Annotated in this window: 25 protein-coding genes and 2 pseudogenes; 18 read left to right on the forward strand and 9 right to left on the reverse strand. The window is 51.0% G+C overall.

The window, feature by feature from the left end; translation table 11 throughout:
- Positions 1-5: 5 nt before the first annotated feature.
- Both IGR76_10950 and IGR76_10955 read right to left on the reverse strand, forming a co-directional pair.
- Entirely contained in the window at positions 6-263 is a 258-nt protein-coding gene (locus IGR76_10950) for a hypothetical protein (protein ID MBF2079011.1), read from the reverse strand.
- A gap of 122 nt (positions 264-385) precedes the next feature.
- Positions 386-622, reverse strand: coding sequence for a hypothetical protein (locus tag IGR76_10955; protein MBF2079012.1), 237 nt, complete (start codon positions 620-622; stop codon positions 386-388).
- 488 nt (positions 623-1,110) lie between these two features.
- Here IGR76_10955 and IGR76_10960 point away from each other — a divergent pair, with 488 nt between their 5' ends.
- Together IGR76_10960 and IGR76_10965 are read left to right on the forward strand one after the other, a co-directional pair.
- Positions 1,111-1,674, forward strand: coding sequence for a hypothetical protein (locus IGR76_10960; protein ID MBF2079013.1), 564 nt, complete (start codon positions 1,111-1,113; stop codon positions 1,672-1,674).
- 51 nt (positions 1,675-1,725) lie between these two features.
- Positions 1,726-2,514 carry an MOSC N-terminal beta barrel domain-containing protein gene (locus IGR76_10965; GenBank protein ID MBF2079014.1) on the forward strand — a complete coding sequence of 263 codons (789 nt, stop codon included), beginning with the start codon at positions 1,726-1,728 and terminating at the stop codon, positions 2,512-2,514.
- On the opposite strand, the gene IGR76_10970 is transcribed toward IGR76_10965, so the two are convergent.
- Both IGR76_10970 and IGR76_10975 read right to left on the reverse strand, forming a co-directional pair.
- On the reverse strand, positions 2,511-2,978 hold the full coding sequence (locus tag IGR76_10970) for a hypothetical protein (GenBank protein MBF2079015.1): 468 nt from the start codon (positions 2,976-2,978) through the stop codon (positions 2,511-2,513). The genes IGR76_10965 and IGR76_10970 overlap by 4 nt on opposite strands.
- Positions 2,975-3,646, reverse strand: coding sequence for a hypothetical protein (locus tag IGR76_10975; protein ID MBF2079016.1), 672 nt, complete (start codon positions 3,644-3,646; stop codon positions 2,975-2,977). The genes IGR76_10970 and IGR76_10975 overlap by 4 nt, the downstream gene beginning before the upstream one ends.
- A 488-nt stretch (positions 3,647-4,134) precedes the next feature.
- Between IGR76_10975 and IGR76_10980 the strand changes: the two genes are divergently transcribed.
- From IGR76_10980 to trpE, 3 genes are all read left to right on the forward strand, one after another.
- Positions 4,135-4,623: a YbaY family lipoprotein gene (locus tag IGR76_10980; protein ID MBF2079017.1), complete on the forward strand. Its 489-nt coding sequence runs from the start codon at positions 4,135-4,137 to the stop codon at positions 4,621-4,623.
- A 19-nt stretch (positions 4,624-4,642) separates the two neighbouring features.
- On the forward strand, positions 4,643-5,137 hold the full coding sequence (locus IGR76_10985; GenBank protein ID MBF2079018.1) for a hypothetical protein: 495 nt from the start codon (positions 4,643-4,645) through the stop codon (positions 5,135-5,137).
- Between the two features lie 192 nt (positions 5,138-5,329).
- A complete protein-coding gene (gene trpE, locus IGR76_10990; GenBank protein ID MBF2079019.1) occupies positions 5,330-6,865 on the forward strand; it encodes an anthranilate synthase component I in 1,536 nt (511 codons plus the stop codon).
- Between the two features lie 12 nt (positions 6,866-6,877).
- Here the strand turns inward: trpE and IGR76_10995 are convergent, their stop codons facing one another.
- On the reverse strand, positions 6,878-7,717 hold the full coding sequence (locus IGR76_10995; protein ID MBF2079020.1) for a DUF3598 family protein: 840 nt from the start codon (positions 7,715-7,717) through the stop codon (positions 6,878-6,880).
- Between IGR76_10995 and IGR76_11000 the strand changes: the two genes are divergently transcribed.
- Positions 7,716-7,880, forward strand: coding sequence for a hypothetical protein (locus IGR76_11000; GenBank protein MBF2079021.1), 165 nt, complete (start codon positions 7,716-7,718; stop codon positions 7,878-7,880). The genes IGR76_10995 and IGR76_11000 overlap by 2 nt on opposite strands.
- Positions 7,881-7,921: 41 nt before the next feature.
- Here the strand turns inward: IGR76_11000 and IGR76_11005 are convergent, their stop codons facing one another.
- Both IGR76_11005 and IGR76_11010 read right to left on the reverse strand, forming a co-directional pair.
- Positions 7,922-8,272: a DJ-1/PfpI family protein gene (locus tag IGR76_11005; GenBank protein MBF2079022.1), complete on the reverse strand. Its 351-nt coding sequence runs from the start codon at positions 8,270-8,272 to the stop codon at positions 7,922-7,924.
- Between the two features lie 234 nt (positions 8,273-8,506).
- Positions 8,507-9,361, reverse strand: coding sequence for a universal stress protein (locus IGR76_11010; GenBank protein ID MBF2079023.1), 855 nt, complete (start codon positions 9,359-9,361; stop codon positions 8,507-8,509).
- Positions 9,362-9,713: 352 nt separating this feature from the next.
- Here IGR76_11010 and IGR76_11015 point away from each other — a divergent pair, with 352 nt between their 5' ends.
- The 5 genes from IGR76_11015 (at position 9,714) to IGR76_11035 (ending at position 15,379) form a co-directional block, all read left to right on the forward strand.
- Positions 9,714-10,205, forward strand: coding sequence for an acyl-CoA thioesterase (locus IGR76_11015; protein MBF2079024.1), 492 nt, complete (start codon positions 9,714-9,716; stop codon positions 10,203-10,205).
- A 332-nt stretch (positions 10,206-10,537) separates the two neighbouring features.
- Entirely contained in the window at positions 10,538-12,856 is a 2,319-nt protein-coding gene (glgB, locus tag IGR76_11020) for a 1,4-alpha-glucan branching enzyme (protein ID MBF2079025.1), read from the forward strand.
- Between the two features lie 158 nt (positions 12,857-13,014).
- Positions 13,015-13,347, forward strand: coding sequence for an MGMT family protein (locus IGR76_11025; GenBank protein ID MBF2079026.1), 333 nt, complete (start codon positions 13,015-13,017; stop codon positions 13,345-13,347).
- A gap of 27 nt (positions 13,348-13,374) precedes the next feature.
- Entirely contained in the window at positions 13,375-14,382 is a 1,008-nt protein-coding gene (gene trpS / locus IGR76_11030; protein ID MBF2079027.1) for a tryptophan--tRNA ligase, read from the forward strand.
- A 109-nt stretch (positions 14,383-14,491) separates the two neighbouring features.
- On the forward strand, positions 14,492-15,379 hold the full coding sequence (locus IGR76_11035; GenBank protein MBF2079028.1) for a methylenetetrahydrofolate reductase: 888 nt from the start codon (positions 14,492-14,494) through the stop codon (positions 15,377-15,379).
- Positions 15,380-15,476: 97 nt separating this feature from the next.
- On the opposite strand, the gene IGR76_11040 is transcribed toward IGR76_11035, so the two are convergent.
- Entirely contained in the window at positions 15,477-15,827 is a 351-nt protein-coding gene (locus IGR76_11040) for a hypothetical protein (protein MBF2079029.1), read from the reverse strand.
- 876 nt (positions 15,828-16,703) lie between these two features.
- Between IGR76_11040 and IGR76_11045 the strand changes: the two genes are divergently transcribed.
- The 5 genes and pseudogenes from IGR76_11045 (at position 16,704) to IGR76_11065 (ending at position 20,553) form a co-directional block, all read left to right on the forward strand.
- A complete protein-coding gene (locus IGR76_11045) occupies positions 16,704-17,195 on the forward strand; it encodes a host attachment protein (protein ID MBF2079030.1) in 492 nt (163 codons plus the stop codon).
- Between the two features lie 369 nt (positions 17,196-17,564).
- Positions 17,565-18,032 carry an Hsp20/alpha crystallin family protein gene (locus IGR76_11050; GenBank protein ID MBF2079031.1) on the forward strand — a complete coding sequence of 156 codons (468 nt, stop codon included), beginning with the start codon at positions 17,565-17,567 and terminating at the stop codon, positions 18,030-18,032.
- A 124-nt stretch (positions 18,033-18,156) separates the two neighbouring features.
- A pseudogene (locus tag IGR76_11055) lies at positions 18,157-18,843 on the forward strand (phosphoribosyltransferase).
- A 20-nt stretch (positions 18,844-18,863) separates the two neighbouring features.
- Positions 18,864-19,532, forward strand: coding sequence for a dienelactone hydrolase family protein (locus IGR76_11060; protein MBF2079032.1), 669 nt, complete (start codon positions 18,864-18,866; stop codon positions 19,530-19,532).
- Positions 19,533-19,605: 73 nt separating this feature from the next.
- Positions 19,606-20,553 carry a universal stress protein gene (locus IGR76_11065; GenBank protein ID MBF2079033.1) on the forward strand — a complete coding sequence of 316 codons (948 nt, stop codon included), beginning with the start codon at positions 19,606-19,608 and terminating at the stop codon, positions 20,551-20,553.
- Positions 20,554-20,821: 268 nt separating this feature from the next.
- Here the strand turns inward: IGR76_11065 and IGR76_11070 are convergent, their stop codons facing one another.
- Positions 20,822-21,460 carry a hypothetical protein gene (locus IGR76_11070; protein MBF2079034.1) on the reverse strand — a complete coding sequence of 213 codons (639 nt, stop codon included), beginning with the start codon at positions 21,458-21,460 and terminating at the stop codon, positions 20,822-20,824.
- 359 nt (positions 21,461-21,819) lie between these two features.
- Between IGR76_11070 and IGR76_11075 the strand changes: the two are divergent.
- Positions 21,820-22,767: pseudogene (locus IGR76_11075) on the forward strand (HAD-IC family P-type ATPase).
- 265 nt (positions 22,768-23,032) lie between these two features.
- On the forward strand, positions 23,033-23,721 hold a 689-nt coding region (locus IGR76_11080; protein ID MBF2079035.1), incomplete at its 3' end, for a PLP-dependent cysteine synthase family protein.

Below are 23,721 nucleotides of genomic sequence, written 5' to 3' on the forward strand. Positions count from 1 at the left end.
GGGCGTTAGATGGAGAAGTGAGTTTCTACCCATGCGGTTAGTTCACATTCAGATACGGCATAGAAGGTAGCGCTACTGCGTGGATCGTAGGCATACGAAGAGCGATCGCCTGCCTCATCCGTAACTCGCTCAACGTGAAGATTACTAGCATCTTCCATCGCGGTACCGACTTCATAGAAGAACTCAGATATCCACTTAAAAATTCGGGTGAGGATCGAAAAGAATTGAGGGGTGGTGTAGGGCGCTTGGTACTGTGCTTGCATCGGTCGATTCCTTTGAGTTGAGTGGTGGGATTGCTTGCTATGCCTCCATCATCCACCCTCTTCCCTGCAGACGAAATCCCGATAAATTCAGATTTGTTCAGGAGTTGAATCCTGACCTTGTGCTAAGCCTGTAAAGCAGAACGGTAGGCCGCAAAAAAGTTAAGCTGCGGGGGCAGTTCTGCTGAATGACAGAATCCATTTTGACAATCGTATTGCATCAGCGAAATCCGTTGAGACGGCAATAAGTCTCTCATCTTAAAGGTGTATTCGCCATAGTCGGCTAGGTCATCCAACCCCACCGAAGTGAGGAGCACCTCGGCCAAAAGCCATATCGCTACTTTCCAGACTAAAGATTGCATAGGAGGAACCGTTAAAAATTAACACCCTCAACTCTTCAACATCAGTCAGCCAAGTCAATACCGCTGCATACTTAACATTGCTTAGCGAGGTATATATATAAATGTAAACTATTTTAGGAATAATTTAAAGTTATGTAACGCAACTGCGTTCAGTGACCGTTCTATTTGGCGAACACAGCACGGGGTGGGGCGATCGCCCTTACTACACCTGTAGAGGAACGATCGACATAATTCTCTGCTTTGCATAGTCATCGTATATAATTAGATACATTGTTAACAAATGTAAAGTAAATCTAATAAAAGCCTGACACTCTAGAGAATCTTTAGTTCCTCTCCGAGGACAGTTTTCCTGAATTGTGGGGTGTTCAAGGTCTGTTGTCGCTTCCTCTTTCAAACCCCTCACAATGATGAGCCTGACCCAAATCCTAGTTGCGTCCCATGGATATGAGAAAACTGCGAGTGTTCCGCTTTTCCAGTTCAAGCAGGATATGGTTGATCCTGTAGATCTGCACGGAGCTGTTCGGATTCGGTGGGGCAATCCGGCACAACCTTTTCTATCGACCTACCTGACGCAACTCGATCAAGCATTATTAGTGTGGGGCGGAGCCACAGCCGCAATTTTTCTGATTGCTCAGTTTTATGTCTTTAGTTGGACGTTACAGGCTTTAATCTGGTCAGCCTTAAGTGGTGTCGCGACCTTAATTTCTGGAAAACTCGGTTGGTTTTGGGTCACCAGGCGACAGCAACGCTGGATTTTATACACCTGGTCTTTTTTGGTATTGATGGGTCTACTACTCACAACCTATGGTGTCTTTGCAGGATTACCGATTGTTTTGGTGAATCTCTGCGCGATTTGGCTAGTGCTCTGCGCGGTTGGCTATTTTGCAACCGGAATTGGCATCCACGCCCCTGCCTTCCTGTTGAGTGGAGCCGTCCATCTCGCTGTCATTCCCGCTCTACTGACGTTTCCGGCATGGCAATTTTTCTGGACGGGCGTAACGATGTCAGGATGTCTATTGTGCCTAGCTTTGCTTCAGTGGCAGCATCAATGATTGAACGTAAAATGCGCGATACTCATAGAGAATAGCTGTAGCGATCGCCCTATGAAATCTGAGCATCCCGTTGTTTCTAGCATCACAATCTATCCGGTCAAGTCGTTAGATGGCGTCAACGTTCCACACCGATCTCTGCTGAATCAGGCAGGCTTAACGGGCGATCGCACCTTTGCGATTGTGGACAACGAAGGACAGTTTGTGAACGGTAAGCGCAACGCCAAGATTCACAGCATCCGGTCTACGTTTGATCTAGAGGCGTGGACAATCTCGTTATCGATTCACGGCACAGAAGCGGTAGACACCTTTCACCTAGAGGGCGATCGCACTGCCTTAGAGCAATGGCTCAGCGACTATTTTCACCAGTCTGTACATCTCATTCAGAAGCCAGAGGGATTTCCAGACGATACCAACTCTCCTGGCCCAACGATCATCAGTACTGCAACCCTGGAGGCGATCGCCGCTTGGTATCCGAACCTCAGCGTAGACGATATCCGGCGTCGATTTCGCAGCAACATCGAGATTGCGGGCACTCCGGCCTTTTGGGAAGATCAGTTGTTTAGCAACACCGATACAGGTGTTGAATTTCAGATTGGGGATACGCACCTCCTAGGCGTTAATCCTTGTCAGCGCTGCGTGGTCGTTACCCGCGATCCGGACACCGGAGAGTCGTTTCCAGAGTTTCAAAAAATCTTTGTTGCGAATCGTAAAGAGACCCTACCCGACTGGGCAGAGCGATCGCGCTTTAATCATTTCTTTCGGGTAGCAGTTAATACCCGTATATCTAGCTCCACCCCAGCGCTAGACATCAAAGTTGGAGACAGTCTTTCTCGACGCTAGTACGGTGGATAGGGAGAGTACGGTGGATAAGGAGCCTGTTTCAGAGCATCGAACTGAAAGCAGTGATTTCCTTCAGGATGCTTCCAAAACTCCTGTTCTGGCATCGGATTTTTCTGCAAGGGGCGTATGGAACTGTCGGTTTCAAAGGTGGCACACAGTTCGTATTCCGTTCCCTCGGTGGGACGATAGACATAGGGTTCGCCAGAGATGGGATCGGTTGTCTGCAAGATGTCCGATAGAGTAGAGGGCAGGGTGACAGGTTCCCTTAAATCCTGCGATCGCATGGCTTGGGCGCAGATATCTTCAGAAATAGCATAGAGATTTTGTAGTCGTTGTTGATCGGATCGAATCCGGCGTTGTTGAATCGGCGATCCGAGCAAGATAAAACCTGCTACAACACCAAGAACAACGACACTGGTTGCAGCGATCGCAAACCACCGATCTGAAGGAGAAGAATGACTCATACACGTCCAGGCTGTCGTTGCAGCCAGGTCAAATAGTACCAAAACACGCCGCCAGCCAGCACAAAGACAATGGCAACCTTCAGCGTAAACCGTAACGTAAGATCCCCCTGAAGCAGGGAGGTAAGAAAGATCACGACGTCAATGATTGCAGTGAGAGCCGCAATTAATAGCGCGAGATAGGTGAGCCATTTCCGTACGCCGGACTGAAATTTTTCGGGATGCTCAGCCAAGTCTCGACTTAGCATCCGCATCAGTAAAAGATAGATGGGAAATACGACTATTAATCGCGCTAGAGCCGATGCCAGCTCATAACTTTGCCCCCAATAGCCCTGGTCTAGGGGATCGGGAACCAGCCAATCTACGGCAATAAACCCGATTTCGCCTAACGCTTGCACCCAAATTCCCAGGGTTGTAAACGAAAGCAAATACAGGAAGGCATCCCGCGCCGATTCGCTGCGTCGTCCTCGTGGGGTAGGAATCGCCTGTCCGGCAAGCTGCTCGTACACCGCACTAAAGGCAGCATCAATGGCAGGGTCAGGCCATCCCCGATGCTGCAACAGACGATAAATCAATTCATCCGATGCGCCTTTGGTACGGGCTGCGTCAATGTATCGGATTAGGGCAAGTTTAGGATCTTCGGGGGGTGGCGTGGAGGATTCCTCGATCATGGCAACTCGTTGAGCCAGTTAACGATGCTTCAGTATAGTGCGCTGAGTGAACCAGCAATTTACATCCCTAGACCAGATTTTAAGTTGGAACTCACCCCATGCCCGAAAGTTTAATTTTTGTGCACAAAAAGAAACCTGGCTAAAAGCACGATAGTCTAGGCTATATGGGGAGTCAAAGGCTTCACGACAATCCGATGAACTCTCAAAACTGATGTTTTGGTGTGACGATGAATCATAAGTTTTTAGAACAATGGGGTAACGTTTCATCCCTGGCGATCGCCCTTTCTGTCGGCATTTTTAGCCATCCTGCTTTGGCGATTGAAGAAACCCTATCGTTGTGCGAAACAGGATCAACGACTGTGCGGGTCTATGTAGAGGATGGTGAAACGCGGATGCGGGTGTTTGACCGTCAAGACAACGTGATTTGGATGAATAAAACCCCTGCGGGTGAAGACGTGACCTCCGAGGGATTCCAATACATAAACCTGATGGGCGAACAAACCGTTACCCTATCCATGAACCCTACCGCCAACACTTGCCAGATCCAAGTGGGCGATCGCCCCATCGAAGCAGGTACACTACTCATTCAAAATGCTCGTCCGGGGAGTGAAATGGCATCTGTCACGGGAACCGTCAGCTATCTTCAGCGGATTGCCCTTCCTCCCGGTGCAGTTGTTGAAGTCAAGCTAGCCGATGTCAGCCGTGCTGATGCGCCTGCCATTGTGCTGTCGGAACAGACCATCGTGACCCAAGGCGAGCAGGTGCCCATTCCGTTTACCCTTTCCTACGATCCCGCTGACATCGATCCCCGCTATCGATGTGTAGTGCAGGCTCGGATCACCATTGATGGCGAACTGGCCTGGATTTCCACCACCAGCTATCCCGTGATTACCCAGGGTAATTCCACCAAAGTAGATGTCATTGTAGAACCCGTGGGCGATCGCCCCTCCGATAGCCAGAATCGATTCTCCCGCTAGCATTACCGAACCGGGTTGGATGTCCTGGCAACCCATCAAAGAACTGGCGGCCGTCAATGTGACAACGGGCTTCTCCAATATGGAACTCGGCGGGTACATGGATTTCCAAAATGCTTGTGCTCAGGCGACCGGACAAACAATGGACGATTTTCCGAACTGGTTTCGGATGGATGACCGAGTCAACCAAATTGGCACCGGAACCGTGGCGTATGGCTGTTGGTGGAATGGGGAGATGATCGCTACATTCCCAAGCCTCGCCCTCAAAAATGACCTCGCTTCCCCCTATTGTCTCAAGAGCATTGCCGCTCAGCCGCTGGACATTTACAGTGACCCCGACCCGACCGCGACCCGGTTGGGAACGGTAGCACCGGGCGAAACGGTTCAACCCAGTTCCACCCCAGCGCTCCTACGGGATGTCAATGGCGAAACCTGGATTGCGATCGCCACTCCGGTCGAAGGCTGGGTACGGCACGGAATGGGCGGAGAACCAGGCAATTTTGAATGCTGTGAGTAGCGTTTCTGGCTGAAACCGATCGAGAGGAGGAACCGATCGAGAGGAGGTAAGGCTTGGAGGTTCCAAGACAGATTGCATGGGCAGCGATCGCGCGAAATCCGGCAATTCCATCCGCCGTGCGGTGTGACATGATAGATGTCTAGGATATTGTCCAGTCTGCCCAATCCAGTCACCTGATCCAGGGAGTCAGTCATGATTTTTCCAACCTTTGAAGACTTTCAAGACCTCGCAAAGCGCGGAAATTTTGTTCCCGTTTATCAGGAGTGGGTGGCGGACCTAGAAACCCCCGTTTCGGCTTGGTACAAGGTTTGCGCTGGGCAACCCTACAGCTTTTTGCTGGAATCGATTGAGGGTGGAGAAAAGATCGGACGCTACAGCCTATTGGGGTGCGATCCGCTGTGGATTTTAGAGGTTCGGGGCGATCGCACCCTGCAAACCCACCGCAACGGTGAAACCCAAGTTTTTGAAGGAAACCCGTTCGATATTCTGACCGATTGCCTTAAACCTGTCGTTCCCGTCAAACTGCCTCAGTTACCCCAGGGTATTGGCGGACTCTTCGGCTTTTGGGGCTATGAGCTGATCAACTGGATCGAACCCCGTGTCCCCATCTATCCCCTCACGGAGGCGGATTTGCCCGATGGCATCTGGATGCAGGTTGATCATCTGCTGATTTTTGACCAAGTCCAGCGCAAAATTTGGGCGATCGCCTACGCGGATCTGCTCGACCCCAATACCGACCTACGCCAAGCCTACGATACCGCTTGCGCCCAGGTACAGCGACTCGTCGATAAACTGCAACTGCCCCTCTCCAGCGGCGATACCGTTCTAGAATGGACACCCCCCAGTCAGAGCGATCGCCCTCCGGTAGACTTTGCCAGCAACACCACCCAAGAGCAATACTGCGCCAGCGTTGACAAGGCGAAGGAGTATATTCGGGCAGGCGACATTTTTCAGGTGGTCATTTCCCAGCGACTCTCGGCAGACTACAGCGGCGATCCCTTTGCCCTATACCGTTCGCTGCGAATGATCAATCCGTCCCCCTTCATGGCCTACTTCCAATTCCAGGATTGGCAAATCATCGGCTCTAGTCCCGAAGTCATGGTGAAGGCCGAACGTCCGGCAGCTCTAGAAGGCAAGACCCTCGCCACCCTGCGACCAATCGCCGGAACCCGACCCCGGGGCAAAACCGCCAAGGAAGATGCCGCCTTGGCCGAAGATCTGCTGCACGATCCGAAGGAAGTGGCCGAACACGTGATGCTGGTCGATCTGGGACGCAACGATCTGGGGCGGGTCTGCGTCAAGGGCAGCGTGGAAGTGGATGAACTGATGGTGATTGAGCGCTATTCCCATGTGATGCACATCGTCAGCAACGTGATCGGAATTTTAGACCCAGAAAAAAATGCCTGGGATCTGATGCAGGCGTGCTTCCCCGCAGGTACGGTCAGCGGTGCGCCCAAGATCCGAGCCATGGAAATCATTCACGAACTGGAACCCTGTCGTCGTGGCCCTTACTCTGGTGTCTATGGCTATTACGATTTTGAAGGCCAGCTCAATAGTGCGATCGCCATTCGGACGATGGTAGTGCGACCGACGGAAACGGGAAGCCATACGGTGAGCGTTCAAGCCGGAGCAGGGCTGGTAGCCGATTCCAAACCCGAGATGGAATACCAGGAGACATTGAATAAAGCACGGGGGATGCTGGAAGCGATCCGGTGTTTGAAGCTTTAGCCGTCTACTGATTCAACTCATCTTCTGCTCGGTTACTAAGGTTAGACTTTCCCATCCACCCCGTTCATCGTAGCGGCGAATCATGCGTTGACGGAGGGTTGGGGAAATCAACCATCCCGCCTCTAGGAAAAAGGGACGGCCTTTGGGAATGGTTAACGGTGTGGTTGCGGAGGCTCCTTCGGGTAAGAGCAAGACCTGCACCACCGTCTCTCGATCGGGAAACAGCAGTCGATTCCTGTGAATATCTGCCGTTGAGGTCACGGTAAAGGTCGGCGTCGTGATGCACTGCTCAAGGCGATCGCCCTTCTGCTGAATCCGAAGCTGGGTTGGATAGCGATCGCGTCCCCTCAAGTCTGGGTACAGCACCACTGCCTCGCCCTGCCACTCCCCCACGAGCTGATCCACGGTTACCGAGGGACGAACTGAGGGTGCATCGGGAGTCAGCGCTTCTCGGATCAGGGTAAAACTGGAAAGCTGGGCATCACCATCAAACAGTTCCACTAACCGTAAGCGGCGATCGCCCGCCATAAAGCCCAGTTCCGCTCCAAATTGGGTGAAGGGAGCCCACTGGATCGAACCTTGGGAAAACGCCCCAGCCTCAAACACTAAAACACTCCGATTCAGGGAGCGATACTCAAACACCTGTTCCTGGCTCAGTTGTCCTGTTTCCGGTGAAAAGCGTCGCACCACTTGGCGCACCGTCTGATTCTCATCTAACCCTTCTAGAGATACACAGGTGGGCGTATCCGATACCACATCCCCGTGAGGAGAAAGCTGGGTAAACGATCCGTGCCATACGCCTAAATTTTTCAGGAGGTAATCCCATTGGGAGAGGGAATCGAAACTCGTCATGATCACCCAAAACTACCGACCAGCCCAAAACCTAGGGCCAGTCTCTATTGTATCGAATTACAAGGTATCGCAAGTCGGGAATCGGGAGGGGCGATCGCAGGTTAATATCAGTACCCAGATTGACAGCGACACAACACCGCACCTGCATCTCCCTCACCCCTGAAGGCTCAGATCTCAGAATGCTCGAGCATGATGCGCCTATCCCTACGCCGCAACTTTTAAGGCTTTCAATAACGCCTCAGCGGCTGCTTCCGAGAACGCCGGATTTTGTCCTGTGATGATTAATCCATCCGTTACAGCATAGGGTGCAAACAGAGCGTCCGCCTTGCTAAAGACTCCTCCCAATTCAATCAATCGGGTTTCAATGGCAAAGGGCACGACATCGCTTAGCTCTACTGCCGCTTCTTCTTCATTTGTAAAGCTAGTGAGCGATCGCCCTTTCAAAATCGACTCGCCATTGGCATCCGTCGCTTGTACGAGCGCCGCCGGGCCATGACAGACTGCCGCAATCGGCTTTTCCTGAGCATAAAACGCTGAAACCAATGCCGCATTGATTGGATCATCTGTTCAACCCGCTCGTACAACCAATCCGTATTCAAGCGGATTAGCATGAGCTACAAGATGCTTTGTATGAGACAGGACTTACGCAATTGGGCGATTTTGCGCGGGTGTAACCTGCGCAAAATCGCCTAAACGACTCAGGACGCCGCACGTAGTGCGTAAGTCCTGAGCGATTCAAGAGGGTGTCGTAGATAGTAATACGACACCCTTCTTCTAACCGAGTCTTTTCTATCCTGGCATCCGTACCAACAGCACTGGACAAGGCGCGTACACCCGCACATAGTCAGATAACGACTGTCCTAACAAGCGGTCAAGATCGGGCAAGCCTTTTGCAATTGACGGACGCCGATCGGGTGACCCCAACACAATTAGATCAACGCTCATATCTTCAGCCAATTGGCAAATGCGCGCACCGGGCGATCCTTCCGGGGCAAAACAGCGATATTTCACGCTAAACTTCTTAGCTTCTGCGATTGCGGGCTGCAACACCGGATCCTTCTCCGCATCAGCGTGCATCATCTGCTCGTCCAACTTGCCAGAGATGTCTGGATTCGCGTGTACTAGGAGTACCTCACTATCCTTGACGTCTCGTGCAAGGGCGATCGCTGACTGCACCGCTTCCTGCCCCGATGAAGATTTATCCACTGCCACTAAAATTCGGCGAATACGCTTGACATAGATATCGTCTTTCACCAACAGCATCGGGCGCTGGGCCAGTTGAAATACGTACTGGCTCACCGAGTTTTCTAAAATCGACTGCAAACGCTTCAATCCCCGCGAACCCATGATGATGAGATCCGCATCAATTTCATCAGCAACTTTGCAGACCAAGTCCTTGGGCTCTCCTTCCCGCAGCATCGCGTTAGTCTGGGAGGGATCAAGCTGAAGAGACTGAATGGCTCTGGCTAAGGTTTTTCCACCCTCTTCCCACTTTAGGGTCATGCCCTCAGCCGTCACCTGGGGGGGGACTACATGGAGAACCGTCACCGATGCCTGCTGAATTGAAGGGATATCCATCAGGATTTTCAGCATGGCTTCGGACTGCCCCGTCCCCGAATCGGCTAACAGAATCTTTTTAATCATGATTGCCTCTCAAAGCGATGTATCAAATGGTTTAATGCGCTTACGTTTTAGACGCTAGTGCCTTCCACCCATGACGTGTATCGTTCATGGCTATAGCCCCGTTTCGATAGTCGGCAACACGCCACCAGATTCAACTCCTGGATTGGGGTAAGGCACTACTCATCGCAATCATAGCGTTTCAAGGTTTCAGCGATTATGAGCAACCTCAATTTTGTGAGATCCTGTAACAGCCTTGCCCTTCGCCTTCAAAAAAATTGTTCATTTGGCTCATATGAAGAAGTAAAGTGACGTTGGAAATCTACGCCCAAAACTTGTACATCTGAACTCAACCTTCCACAATTCCAAGGTTTTCATGGGCACCTTTGGCAACTCTTACCTGAATCCTATGGCGTCTTCTGTTTCTCAACCCGGCAACCTTCGATGGTTTGAATATCGAGTTCAGGCCCACCCTCACTACACGGACTATGGCGGCATTGTTTGGCATGGCTCCTATATCGCCTGGATGGAAGAAGCTCGCGTTGAGTGCCTGCGATCGCTCGGCACCGAGTTTTCCGATTGTGTAGACGCAGGGTGCGATCTGCCCGTAATTGATCTCACGATTCGCTACCATCAGCCCATTCAGCATGGCAAAACGGCCATTGTCAAAACACGCCCCACCCGCACCAAAGGGGTCAGACTGCTCTGGGACTATCGCATTGAATCGCCCGACGGCAAAACCCTATACACGACGGCTCAGGTCACGCTCGTTGCCATTGATCGTGCTAGGAGAACAATCATCCGCATCCTCCCCCAATGTCTAGAAGATCTGCTGGATTATTTCGCAATCCCGACAGACACCCCTTAGACTGGAACTTAGAGTATGCCCGCCCGTACCCAATCTGACAGGCATTCAGCTATTGGTCATTTGGATGCAAAGCTCATAAACGGGTGCTCCAAATGTTCAGGAAGGCTTGAAATATGCCTAGGGCAGCGACTCATTTAATATCGTTCCAGTTCCTTGGGAATCCCTGTGGGGAGGCGACTGCTCTCTGGTAGAGTTTATAAATATTACGACCGTGTAACGATTCTTTATAATTCGCTGCGGTGACTCTGTTAGTGTCCATATTTCGTTATCACCCAGTAGGCGATCGCACCCATCCGTTTTCTTTAGCACATCTCTTTAGGTAGGACAGCTTTATGGTACAAACCGTGGCTCCGGAGCAAGTTGGCTACATCGTCAACAACTGTCACCAAAACCCATTTGAGGTACTTGGTCCTCATCCCATCCAGCAGGACGACCGTACCCAGTGGGCCGTGCGTGCATATTTACCCGACGCGGAAGCCGCATGGGTAATCTGCCCGGAGGAACGAGCGGAATACCCCATGACCCCTACCCATCACCCCCACTTCTTTGAATGCATCATCGATAAAGAAGACTTCTCGAACTACCAACTGCGCTTCATCGAACGGGGGCATGAAAAGGTTACCTACGATCCCTATGCCTTTCGCTCTCCCCTCGTCACCGACTTCGACGTTCATCTCTTCGCCGAAGGTAACCACCACCGTATTTATGAGAAATTAGGAGCACACCTCACCGAAATTGACGGGGTTGCCGGAGTTTACTTTGCCGTTTGGGCACCCAATGCCCGCAGTGTTTCGGTTTTAGGCGACTTCAACTGGTGGGACGGACGCAAGCACCAAATGCGCCGCATTGGTAATGGCATTTGGGAACTCTTCATTCCCCAACTGAAAGAAGGCGATCACTATAAATATGAAATTAAGAACGAGCACGGACACATCTACGAAAAGTCCGACCCCTACGGCTTCCAGCAAGAAGTGCGTCCCAAAACAGCCTCCATCGTCACCAATCTCGATTCCTACCAGTGGCACGACCAGGATTGGATGGAACAACGTCGCCAAACGGAACCGCTGAACCACCCCATCTCTGTCTACGAAGTTCACATCGGCTCCTGGCTCCATGCCTCGTCTGCGGAACCCGCCTGCCTTCCCAATGGCGAAACGGAGCCTGTAGTTCAAGTCTCAGAGCTTAACCCCGGTGCACGCTTCTTGACCTACCGAGAGTTAGCCGATCGCCTCATTCCCTACGTCAAAGAGCTTGGCTTTACCCATATCGAATTGCTTCCCGTTGCCGAACACCCCTTCGATGGCTCCTGGGGCTATCAGGTCACGGGCTACTACGCCTGCACCTCCCGTTACGGAACGCCCCAAGACTTTATGTACTTTGTCGATCAGTGCCACCAAAACGGTATTGGCGTTATTGTGGACTGGGTTCCCGGGCACTTTCCCAAGGATGGGCATGGGTTAGCCCACTTTGATGGCACCGCCCTGTACGAGCACGCCGATCCTCGAAAAGGCGAGCATAAGGAATGGGGAACGCTCGTTTTCAACTACTCTCGCCACGAAGTCCGCAATTTCCTAGTTGCTAACGCCCTGTTCTGGTTCGATAAGTACCACATCGATGGCATTCGCGTAGATGCGGTAGCCTCCATGCTGTATCTCGACTATTGCCGTAAACCGGGCGAGTGGGTCGTGAACCAGTACGGCGGGCGGGAAAACATCGAGGCAGCCGATTTTCTGCGCCAGATGAACCACGTCATCTTTAGTTACTTCCCTGGTGTCCTCAGCATTGCGGAAGAATCAACCGCATGGCCGATGGTGTCTTGGCCCACCTACGTTGGCGGACTTGGCTTTAACCTGAAGTGGAACATGGGATGGATGCATGACATGCTGGATTATTTCAGCATGGATCCTTGGTTCCGGCAGTTTCACCAAAACAACCTCACCTTCAGCATCATGTATGCCTTCAGCGAAAACTTCATGCTGGCCCTCTCCCATGATGAAGTGGTGCATGGAAAGAGCAACATGCCCGGAAAGATGTATGGTGATGAGTGGCAGAAGTTCGCCAGCCTTCGCTGCCTGTACACCTACATGTTTACCCATCCCGGCAAGAAAACGCTGTTCATGAGCATGGAATTTGGGCAGTGGAGTGAGTGGAACGTCTGGGCAGACCTGGAGTGGCATCTATTGCAGTACGACATGCACCAGCAGCTTAAACTCTGCATTTCGAGGTTGAATGAACTCTATCGCAGCCAGCCTGCACTTTACACTCAAGATTTCTCCCACGAGGGGTTTGAGTGGATTGACTGTAACGACAATCGCCATAGTGTGGTGTCCTTCATTCGGCGCGATAAGAATAATCCCGAAGAGTACATCGTCACCGTTTGCAACTTCACCCCCCAACCCCACGCCCACTATCGGGTTGGTGTACCAGATCACGGATTCTATACCGAACTATTCAACTCGGATGCTCGCGAGTATGGCGGCAGTAATATGGGCAACTTGGGCGGCAAGTGGTCGGATGAGTGGGCGTTTCACAATCGGCCCTATTCGATTGATCTCTGTTTGCCACCCTTGGCGACGATCGTGCTTAAGCTGGATCGGGAGAAAACGGCAGCGGCCTTTGAACCTCAAGCCCTCCCAGGAGCTGACGACTAATTGGGCGTGATCGCATTGGGGACTGGTTTGCACAGGTTGTAAATCAGTCCTCTCCATACTGGGGACTCTATAACTAAAGAAAAACAGGCTTTCCGGCGTGTATTGAGCGTGATTCAAAAAAGACGCTGAGAAGGGAGAGCTATCTCAGGGATAGACTCATGGCATCGACCTATGAACGCATCTATGACCTAGTGCGACAGATTCCCAGGGGTAACGTTGCCACCTATGGACAAGTCGCCGAACTGTGTGGGATGCCAAGGCAGGCTCGGTTGGTGGGCTATGCCCTGTATCGAGTCGATATGCCCACGTCGGACATACCGTGGCATCGAGTGATTAACGCGAAGGGCGAAGTATCTGAATCTCCGTTTCGGAATGGAACCGATCATCTTCAGCGATCGCTCCTAGAAGCTGAGGGTATTGTGTTTGACGCCAGCGGAAAAATCAACCTCAGCCTGTATCGCTGGAATTTTCAGGTAACGGATACGGCATAATAGTAAAGCTTGAAATACTAGGGAGCTATGGCGAAACAACGCGTTCTTTCGGGTGTCCAGCCCACTGGAAATCTGCATTTAGGAAACTACCTTGGAGCCATTCGCAATTGGGTTCAAGGGCAGGAGCAGTACGAAAACTTTTTTTGCGTTGTTGACCTTCACGCCATCACCGTTCCCCATAACCCGAAGACCTTAGCCGCCGATACGTACACGATCGCCGCTCTCTATCTTGCCTGCGGTATCGATTTAGAATATTCCCACGTATTCGTGCAGTCCCATGTTTCCGCCCACAGCGAACTGGCCTGGATCTTAAGCTGTGTAACGCCCCTAAACTGGCTCGACGACATGGTGCAGTTTAAGGAAAAAGCGATTAAGCAAGGGGAAAACGTCGGGACAGGTCTGCTCACCTACCCGGTGCTAATGGCCGCAGATATTTTGCTGTACGATGCCGATAAAGTTCCTGTCGGCGAAGACCAGAAGCAGCATTTAGAACTCACCCGCGATATCGCGGCGCGCATTAACCATCAGTTTGGTGATGATCAGCCGATCCTCAAACTGCCAGAACCTTTGATTCAGAAAGCCGGGGCACGGATCATGAGCCTGACCGATGGCACCCGCAAAATGTCCAAATCCGATCCATCGGAGCTAAGCCGACTCAATATTCTTGACTCTCCTGAAGAGATTCAGCGCAAGATCAAAAAATGTAAAACCGATCCGGTACGAGGACTCACCTTTGACGACCCCGAACGTCCGGAATGCAATAATTTGCTAACCCTCTACATGCTGATGTCTAACAAAACGAAGGACGCCGTAGCCGAGGAATGTCGAGACATGGGTTGGGGTCAGTTCAAACCTTTGCTGATTGAGACGACTATTGAAACTTTGAGACCGATTCAGGAGAAGTATCACGAGATTATGGGCGATCGCGCCTACCTAGAATCGGTACTTCGTCAGGGTCGAGAGCAAGCCGAAGCGGTTGCCAATGTGACCCTCGATCGAGTGAAAACAGCAATGGGCTACTCTAAACCCCTGTAGCCGTTCCACCCAAAATTTAGGCTTTCGACCAATCTACTCCCGTTTGTTTCGCCACCCATTGTATTAAAACTATTATTCACCAATTATTTTTTACTCGTCACCCACTCTCATGTCCCGATTCCAGACTGCCATTCAACGAGGAGAGTTTCTTGTCACCGCTGAGGTTATGCCTCCGAAGGGCAGCAATCCGGCGCGAATGGTGGAAATGGCTCGCATCTTGAAAGATCGGGTGCATGCCGTGAATATCACCGACGGTAGCCGTGCCGTGCTGCGGATGTCTTCTCTGGCGGCATCCGTAGTTTTGCTGCAAAACGGAGTGGAACCGATTTGCCAAATGGCCTGCCGCGATCGCAACCAAATTGCACTCCAAGCTGATCTCATGGGTGCTCAAGCCCTTGGCATTCAAACCATCCTGGCACTCACGGGCGATCCGATCAAAGCGGGTGATTACCCCCAGGCGAGGGGCGTTTTCGAGCTGGAATCGGTGCGACTTTTAAAATTGATCGACCAACTCAACCAAGGCTTTGATGCCAATGCCAAGCCCTTGCCCGATGGGGCAACCCAGCTTTTAGCAGGCGCGGCTGTGGATCCTCAGTGCGGAAGCTGGTCCGGCTTACAGCGGCGATTTGAACGAAAACTCCAGGCAGGCGCGCAGTTTTTCCAGAGTCAGCTGATTTCTGACTTTGAACGCCTGGAAAAATTTATGGATCAGATTGCGGCGGGATGCAATAAGCCGATTTTGGCGGGCATCTTTTTGCTGAAGTCGGCTAAGAATGCAGAGTTTATTAACCGCAACGTTCCGGGCGTCCACATTCCCCAGCACATCATCGATCGCTTGGCAAAGGCAAGCAACCCCTTACAGGAAGGAGTGGCGATCGCCGCTGAGCAAGTTCAGGACGCTCGTCATTTATGCCAGGGCGTTCATCTCATGGCCATCAAAAAGGAAGAAGTCATCCCGGAAATTCTCGATCGTGCAGGCATTGCGCCCACCGCTTGAGAATCAACACCTGAACCCAGAGGCGCAGAGACTTCTACAATCCTCCCTCTAGTGGCAGAACCCTCTACACGCGTTGGTCGTGCTTGCTACCAGCTCATCAGACCCCATAGGCAGCGACCTTAGGCATGACAAGCCAAAACGGGCCTGTTTCGGTACAGTAGTCATTCTCGTCGCTCTCATAAACGACAAGTCCATGCTCACTATCCAAAATTAGAGCTTCTCCGAGACGTACATAGGAAATAAACGGAGCAATGTAGTGAATTGCTGAGTCGTTTACGCATCCGGGCAATACTTTCTCCATGTAGAACTCGTAGCCGACATCTTTAACGTTGTTGTAGTATCGGATGCTCAGGTCATCTACAGTTTTGTCTGGAAATCTGCGGTGAATTGCGTTCAATAAGCGTTCAGGTAGGGTTTGTTTGGCATCGATTACTGTTCCACGTTTCATCACTAGCCCTCCTTATAGTCAGGAATTAGGTCTTGAAACTGATTGGCTGAAACAATCCTTAGAATCCTGATGGTTGTGTAGGTTAAGTTCACACGAGCGTCACCCGACGACACCGTTTCCCATGATTAGGGTTCCCGCTATTTCAGCCTATTCACAAAATAGAGTTTGTTAGCCAACCGGATCTCCAAGACGAGATGGCATCAGTAGTACAGATTTAGGTTGGACCACAATGGAGAGGTTCTATCCCTATCTCCGTCCTCTACCTCGTCGTCTTATCTACACTGTAGAGCGACATCGGTGGATCGTTAAGGGGGGACGCCGGGAAAGGCGATCTACTCAGGCTGCATTTGCTATATTCTGAAGAACACACGCCTCCATTCTCAGTTTAAATAGGAAATCTAAATCAGGCGTAAATCTTAGCATTTATTCACGGTCTGACTTTCAACTTGAACTTCAGCAAACTAAACCGGAGATTGAGAAATTGCTCTATTGATGTAGACATCCATCTGATGTAGACATCCATCTTAAGTAGGAATCCATGATTCCTATTTCAAGGATAGTTTGTTCACGAATATTTATCTTCTTTGGGGTAAAGTTTTATATGCAGATTCATCTTTTTTAACTTTTCCAAACCCCTCTCAATAACTTAGACACACAATAATTTCCGACACTATTCATATCGTCAAGACGTCATCCGATACAAAACGTCATCCGATATTAAAATATGCGACAAAGCTAGCACTTTATTCTAGATTTGACCAAAATCCTAACATCCTTAGATAGCAAAAATGTTAACGATAAAGTTTATTCCAATCCATATGTAAAAATGCACCTATTTGTTAGGATCAAAGTATCCAGAGTGCCTGGAGGGCAGATATGAACAAAGTACTTGTTGCTGTCATCGATAGTGCAAGAGTACGCTTCTTTGCTCTTGAATTGGGAGGTTTTCCAGAGGCTGGCGACGGAGCACGATTAACAGAATTAGACGGTTTACTAAACCCGGCTGCAGAAACACGGGGTGAAGAGCTATGGTCTAGTACAAAGACGGGACGCAACCGGGGCACAGGCGGACAGGCGCACAGCTATGATGATCACCGAGAAGGTCATAGAGCTGAATTTGAGCGTCGATTTGCTCAAGAGATTGCAACTCAGATTACTGAGAGGGTTCAAGCTGAGTCTATCCGTAACCTCATTTTAATTGCTGAACCTCAAGTCATTGGGTTTATGCGGGATGCGATCGCCAGCACGGCTCCACCCCAACTTCACGTTCAGGAGCTTGCTAAGAACTTGAGCCATCTCAAAACCCACGAACTACACAAATGTTTAGCCAGTCATAATCTAGCACCGGAGCCCATACGGTTGCAGTAAAACCAGGGGATTAGGCATCTTTGACTAGACTCATAGGAAGCGTTGGCGAATGACTCCGTGACAGTTTGTTGACTAGATTTTCCCTTGATAAGTAGAGAGTCCTAACTAAACGTAGCTCTGGAACCTAGAAAGCTCGGTATACCGTTCTCAGGACATCGTTTAATTCAGGTTACCCACTTACCATCCTCGTCTTTGTGTTTTAGGATTGGGAGTAGGGAAGTGGTTTTAGCAGAAATACTCTTACGTTTTAGTGTGGTGTGCAGGTGAGGAGGTGTGCAGGTGAGGAGATGATGCCTGCCATGAACATCTACGTTAAATCATCACCGTTTTATCAGTGCAACCCATTAAAAATAAAATGAGGAAACGATTATGGCTATCATGCAACGAGATCCCGTTAGTGAAATTGCTCATTGGGAGCCATTTCGGGGCATTGAAAATCTCCGACGAGAAATGAACCGTTTGTTTGATCGATTAGTGCCCATCGACAATGGAGGGGAGCGATCGCTCTCGTTTATGCCATCCATGGAAATGGAAGAAACCGACGATACCCTCTACCTCAAGATCGAGGTTCCGGGCATGGAATCGAAAGATCTCACCGTAGAAGCCACTACAGACTCGATTGTGGTGAAGGGAGAGCGGAAATCGGAATCTAAAACCGAGGACAAGGGAATCGTGCGGTCGGAGATGCACTACGGTAGCTTCGAGCGACGGATTCCGCTATCTAGCGCTGTTCAAGTGGATCAAATCCAGGGTGAGTGTAAAAACGGCATTTTAACGCTGACCTTACCCAAAACCAATGCTGAGCCGAGTCAACCCACGAAGGTAAAGCTGAGCTAGGGCATTAGCCCCATGAATTCTGTGCAGGTTTGGAGGGACGATTCCCTTCAAACCTAGGGAGCTTGGCCATTCGACTCTAATTTGGTGGCAAGCCAGTTGTCGTGCGGGTTAGGAGGTACTCACCATGCATACTCACCACGCTCGGTTTCGGGATCGGGTTCAGGCGGGACAACTACTCGCCGCGCAGCTCAAGGCCTATGCTAATCGCCCGGATGTACTGGTTCTTGGATGACCGCGAGGTGGCGTTCCCGTCGCCTATGAAGTCGCCAAAGCCCTGCATGCGCCGCTAGAGGTTTGCCTTGTCCGCAAACTAGGCGTACCAACCCATAAAGAACTCGCGATGGGGGCGATCGCCTCAGGGGGCGTACGGGTGTTGAACTATGACGTCGTCAGTTGGCTGGGGATTTCCAGTCGAACGATTGATGAGGTTGCGGCGCGAGAACTCAAAGAACTGCAGCGCCGCGATCGCGCCTATCGAGGCGATCGCCCTCCGCCAGAGATTCGCGATCGCACGGTGATTTTAGTAGACGATGGCATTGCGACGGGTTCCACCGTGCGGGCAGCGATCGCCGTTCTCAAGCCCCAACACCCGGCTCGTCTGATTGTGGCCATTCCCGTTGCACCACCCCAAACCTGTGCCGAAATAAAGGCCGAGGTTGATGAACTGGTTTGTCTACTCTCGCCTCCCGACTTCTATGCCATCGGGGTCTGGTATGACAATTTTTCCCAAACCACTGATGAAGAGGTGCGATCGCTGTTGAGCAATTACTCGACTGATTCCTCCACGCATCCACTGCCCACCCCAATCTAACGCTATAGGGGGCTATCACCATGCAACTTCCGACTCATAACGTCCACGAGAAGGCGGTTCGGATCGCCGCAGGTTCAGCGTTGCTAGACGGCACCTTAGCCATTCCGCCAAAGGTACATGGCATTGTGCTCTTCGCCCACGGCAGCGGCAGTAGCCGTCATAGTCCCCGAAACCGCTACGTCGCCAGTGTTCTCCAACACGCAGGAATCGCTACGCTGCTGATGGACTTATTAACAGCCGACGAAGAAGATATCGATCGACTCACACGCCAAATTCGGTTTGATATCAATCTCCTCGCAAGCCGACTCGTAGGTGCCACCGACTGGCTGTTAACCACACCAGAGACCAAAGGACTCTCCATTGGCTATTTCGGGGCTAGTACAGGCAGTGCAGCCGCTCTGATTGCCGCCACTAAACGCTCTGAAGTGGTAAAAGCAATTGTTTCGCGGGGGGGACGTCCTGATTTAGCCAGCCAAGCGCCCACGCAGGTAGAAGCTCCAACACTGTTGATTGTGGGTGGAGGTGATTTTCCCTGCATTGGTCTGAATGAAGATGCCTTAAATATGCTGAATCGTGCGTCGGCAAAACATTTAGCCATTGTTCCGAGGGCAACCCATCTCTTTGAAGAACCGGGTACGCTGGAACAGGTTGCGGCCTTGGCATGCCAGTGGTTTCAAGCGTATCTGTGATCGGTTGAGGTTTCGTTCCCTTAGATAGACACCGACGCTTAGTTACAACCATTGAAAAGAGGGGAAACATCCTATGTTTAAGAACATATTAGTGGGCATGGATTGCACCGTCCAATCTCAGTACTCGTTCAACGACGCCCTCGCCTTAGCGAAGGCAACAGGGGCAAACTTGAAACTTGTCCATGTCTTTTCCTTTGACGAACAGTGCGAACTCTGGTGGCTTTCACCCCTACGAGACGAAAACCCAAACTATAAACTGCTCGACCATCTCGTTGATCGCTGGCAAACGTTTCTGAACGAACGCCAAGAGATACTAGGGCAGTGTCAGGCAAAGGCCGCCGCCGCCGGAGTGTCGGCTGTCCTGGATCTAGAACCCTATTCGGGTAGACCCGGCGTCGTACTTTGCGAAGTCGCCCGTCAGTGGCCTGCCGATTTGGTTGCAGTCGGACATCACGACAAGCTCCAAGACAAACTGCGCGACCTTGGCGAACTTCGCTTAGGTAGCGTCAGTGAATATGTACTCCATAACGCCCCCTGCTCGGTTTTAATCGATCATCAATCCTCTCAAAAAGAAACGATGGGAAACCTTAACCCCATCCGCCATATTTTGGTCGCGATTGACGCTTCGGATCAGAGTCAGCCTGTTTTGAGTAAGGCCTTGGATCTCGCGAAAGCCACAGGAGCCGATTTAAGTCTACTTCACGTGCGATCCTCACCCTTTGAAGGCGATCGCCCTGCCAAGATGATGGACGAATTCCAGGCCGAGGCCAAAGCGATGGGCGTGTCTATCTACACCGAGGAACATCCGGCCAAATTTGGCGAAACGGTAGGACATAACATTTGTCGGTTTGCGAAGGACAAAGATGTTGATCTCATCTTAGTGGGTCGCTATGGTCTGTCGGGGCTTCCAGAAGTCCTACTCGGAAGCGTCAGTCACTACGTGAGTTACCATGCACCGTGCGCCGTTTTGGTTGTTCAGGCTCCCGGATATCCCAAACGAGAACAATATCTATTTGCCTAAATTCGATTGATCGAAGTCTAGGCTATCGGACTCCATCTAGGGATTCGATCTAGCGGTAGTTCGGGGCAAGGGGGGATGCAGATCTAACGGCAGTTCTAAGGGGTGAACATGCCTCTAGGTTTACAGTATCGTTCAGGGGCGATCGCCTGCTCTTCCACAACCCAAGCGATGACGAGAACCATACAAGTGGACGATTTTGTGCAGGATATCCACACAAAACCGTCCTCCCCTACTCAAATACTCAAACACCACAGGTTGTACAGAAGTCCTATGATACGTCAGCCTGCACCGGACAGAGGCATTCCATAGCAGTGTCATCGGCTCCTTCATCCTCGTCAGGGGATGCGGAGGCAGTCAGAGTATCGTCTTCGTCCTCTGTCATTCCTGTCACGACAGAGATGGATTCAGATTGAAGGGGCACTTCTTCTGCTACCTCAAGTTGGCTAGAAATAGACGGGGCTTCTTTCTCTGTTTCTACAACTGATGCGGGTTCTGCCCCAGCCGCAACTTGCTTTACTGGCTGGGCGATCGCAGGTTCCTGTTTTTGTGATACTGGAGAAGGAACAGGGGAAGAAGCGTTGCTGGCCTGCGTTTTAGCAGTGACCGTCTTAACGGAGGTATCCGTACTCAGGGTTTCAATGCTGGGCACCGCTTTTGTTAAAACTAGGGTTCGGATCGTTCCCTTATCCAAATAAGCCTTATTACGGGCTTGAGAAAGTTCAGTAATCTTCTGACCTAGTTGCTGCCCAAGCGCTTGAGCCGTTTCCAGCGTGATCGACTGGCTTGCAAGTTGAGTGGCAAGGTGGCTGAGTTCCTTACTCCCTGAACGAGACAAACTGAGGCCGCCTTCCGCGATCGCCTTTTTGGCGCTTTTCTCTATAGCTCTTTCAATGTGCTTACTGTTCATGGGATGTGCCTGCTTGCAAACTGGGATCAGGCTACACCACCTTGCTCAAATCCTCGTGCTATCTCCAATACATTTGGCTACCGAAGTTGGTCAAGTTGCTGATTTTCCGAATTTTCTATTTTTGCGATAAGACAATAAATCTTGAATTTTTTTCGAGCATCATTAAGCCAAGATAGAGAAGTCAGTCCGTTTGGACGCGTAATGCTCTGACATAACGGCTGGTTATTCGATCTACATCTGTTTTCAAATCTTGACTTTTCACTCTTGCAGGCGATATGCCATTCCCCCTGATCCGTGAACAGCCGCTTTACAATGCTCAGGCTTGTGCAAAGGTGATGTGTATCTCGGAGGCATTCGCGATGAAAAAATCTAGTTCTGTTGGCAAGCAAACACCATCCAACGTACCCATTGATCCATCGATCGCCTAGTTATCCCTCTCAGACCTTCAGACTCACCTCCACACATCTCTCGAGGGCTTAAGTCAAACTGAGGCCCAACACCGATTAGAACAGTTTGGCTTTAACGAACTGCCAGAAGCCGCCGCCCGCCCTTGGCAGCAGTTTTTGTCCCACTTTTGGGGGCCTATCCCATGGATGATTGAGGGCGCTGCAATCCTTTCTGCCGCTGTGAGAGACTGGTCGGATTTCGCCATCATTCTGGTACTGCTGGTGGTCAACTCTTTAGTGGGATTTTGGGAAGAATACCAAGCGGGTAACGCGATCGCCGCCCTGAAAGCGCAACTCGCCCTGAAAGCCCGTGTCAAGCGAGACAATACTTGGCAAACTATTCCAGCCCGCGAATTCGTTCCAGGAGACATCGTTCGCCTAAGAATTGGTGACATTGTGCCTGCTGATGCTCGACTGCTGAACAGCGAATCCGTTGAGGTTGATCAGTCTGCTCTAACAGGAGAATCGCTACCCGTCACCAAAACAGAAGGGGATGCGGTCTATTCGGGGTCGATTCTGAAACGAGGCGAAACCGATGCCCTGATCTATGCCACCGGAGTTCACACTTATTTTGGGCAAACCGCCCAACTCGTCGAAACCACTCACCACACCAGCCACTTTCAAAAAGCGGTCTTAAAAATTGGTGATTATTTAATTGCGATCGCCCTTTTACTGATTGCGGTCATCCTAGTCGTGGCGATGTTTCGGGGCGATCGCCTCGTCGAAACCCTCAAATTTGCCCTCGTCTTAACCGTTGCATCAATTCCCGTCGCCATGCCCACCGTGCTATCGGTCACGATGGCCGTTGGAGCCGGACGACTTGCGAAAAAACAAGAGGGGCGATCGCTTCCTTCGCACTAAAGTCAAAACGATCGCCAAGAGCGAGATACGTTGCAAAAAATTACTTTCTTTGACGTTTTGCGGTCGAAGTCGCTATATCTCCCAGTTAGCAACAATTATAGGGAGTAATACCAGTAGGACATTTTTCTCACGGGTATTGTGTCCGTCGCAGGACAAGGGTAAACACAGGTGGATTCGACCAGATCCACACGCGTTGCAACCAGACTTCATCATTACAAGGCCACTCTGGCGATATGCAGCACTAACACCAAGGAGATAAAATACCATGACCTCAACCAATCCACGTCAAACCGCTGGTCGAGGCCGCCTTTATAACAGCATTATCGATACGATTGGTGACACCCCTTGCATTCGGATCAACACCATTGCGCCAAAGCACGTTCACCTGTACGTCAAAGCCGAAGCCTTTAATCCTGCCGCGTCCGTTAAAGATCGCCTAGCCATCAGCATTATTGAAGAAGCCGAACGTCGTGGCGATCTCAAACCGGGTCAAACCGTCGTAGAAGCGACCAGTGGCAATACGGGCATCGGTCTGGCCATGGTCTGTGCCGCCAAAGGCTATCCCCTCGTTGTCACGATGGCCGAAAGTTTCTCGATCGAGCGCCGCAAGCTGATGCGATTTCTGGGCGCAAAAGTGGTGCTAACGCCACGCGCCGAAAAAGGCTATGGCATGTATCAAAAAGCTAAAGAACTAGCGGAAACGCATGGATGGTTTCTCGCTCATCAATTTGAAACAGATGCCAATGCAAAGATCCACGAAAACACAACGGCTCGTGAGATTCTAGCGGACTTTGCGGGTGAAAAGCTGGACTATTGGGTTAGTGGATATGGGACGGGCGGAACCCTAACCGGGGTGGCACGAATGCTGCGCCAGGAACGACCCAACACCAAAATTATTCGTAATTGGTCACAGCAAGAAGCACACCGTATTGAGAATAAGGCGTTTCCTTCAGT

This window comes from Synechococcales cyanobacterium T60_A2020_003 (assembly GCA_015272205.1).
In the GTDB taxonomy this organism is placed as follows: domain Bacteria; phylum Cyanobacteriota; class Cyanobacteriia; order RECH01; family RECH01; genus JACYMB01.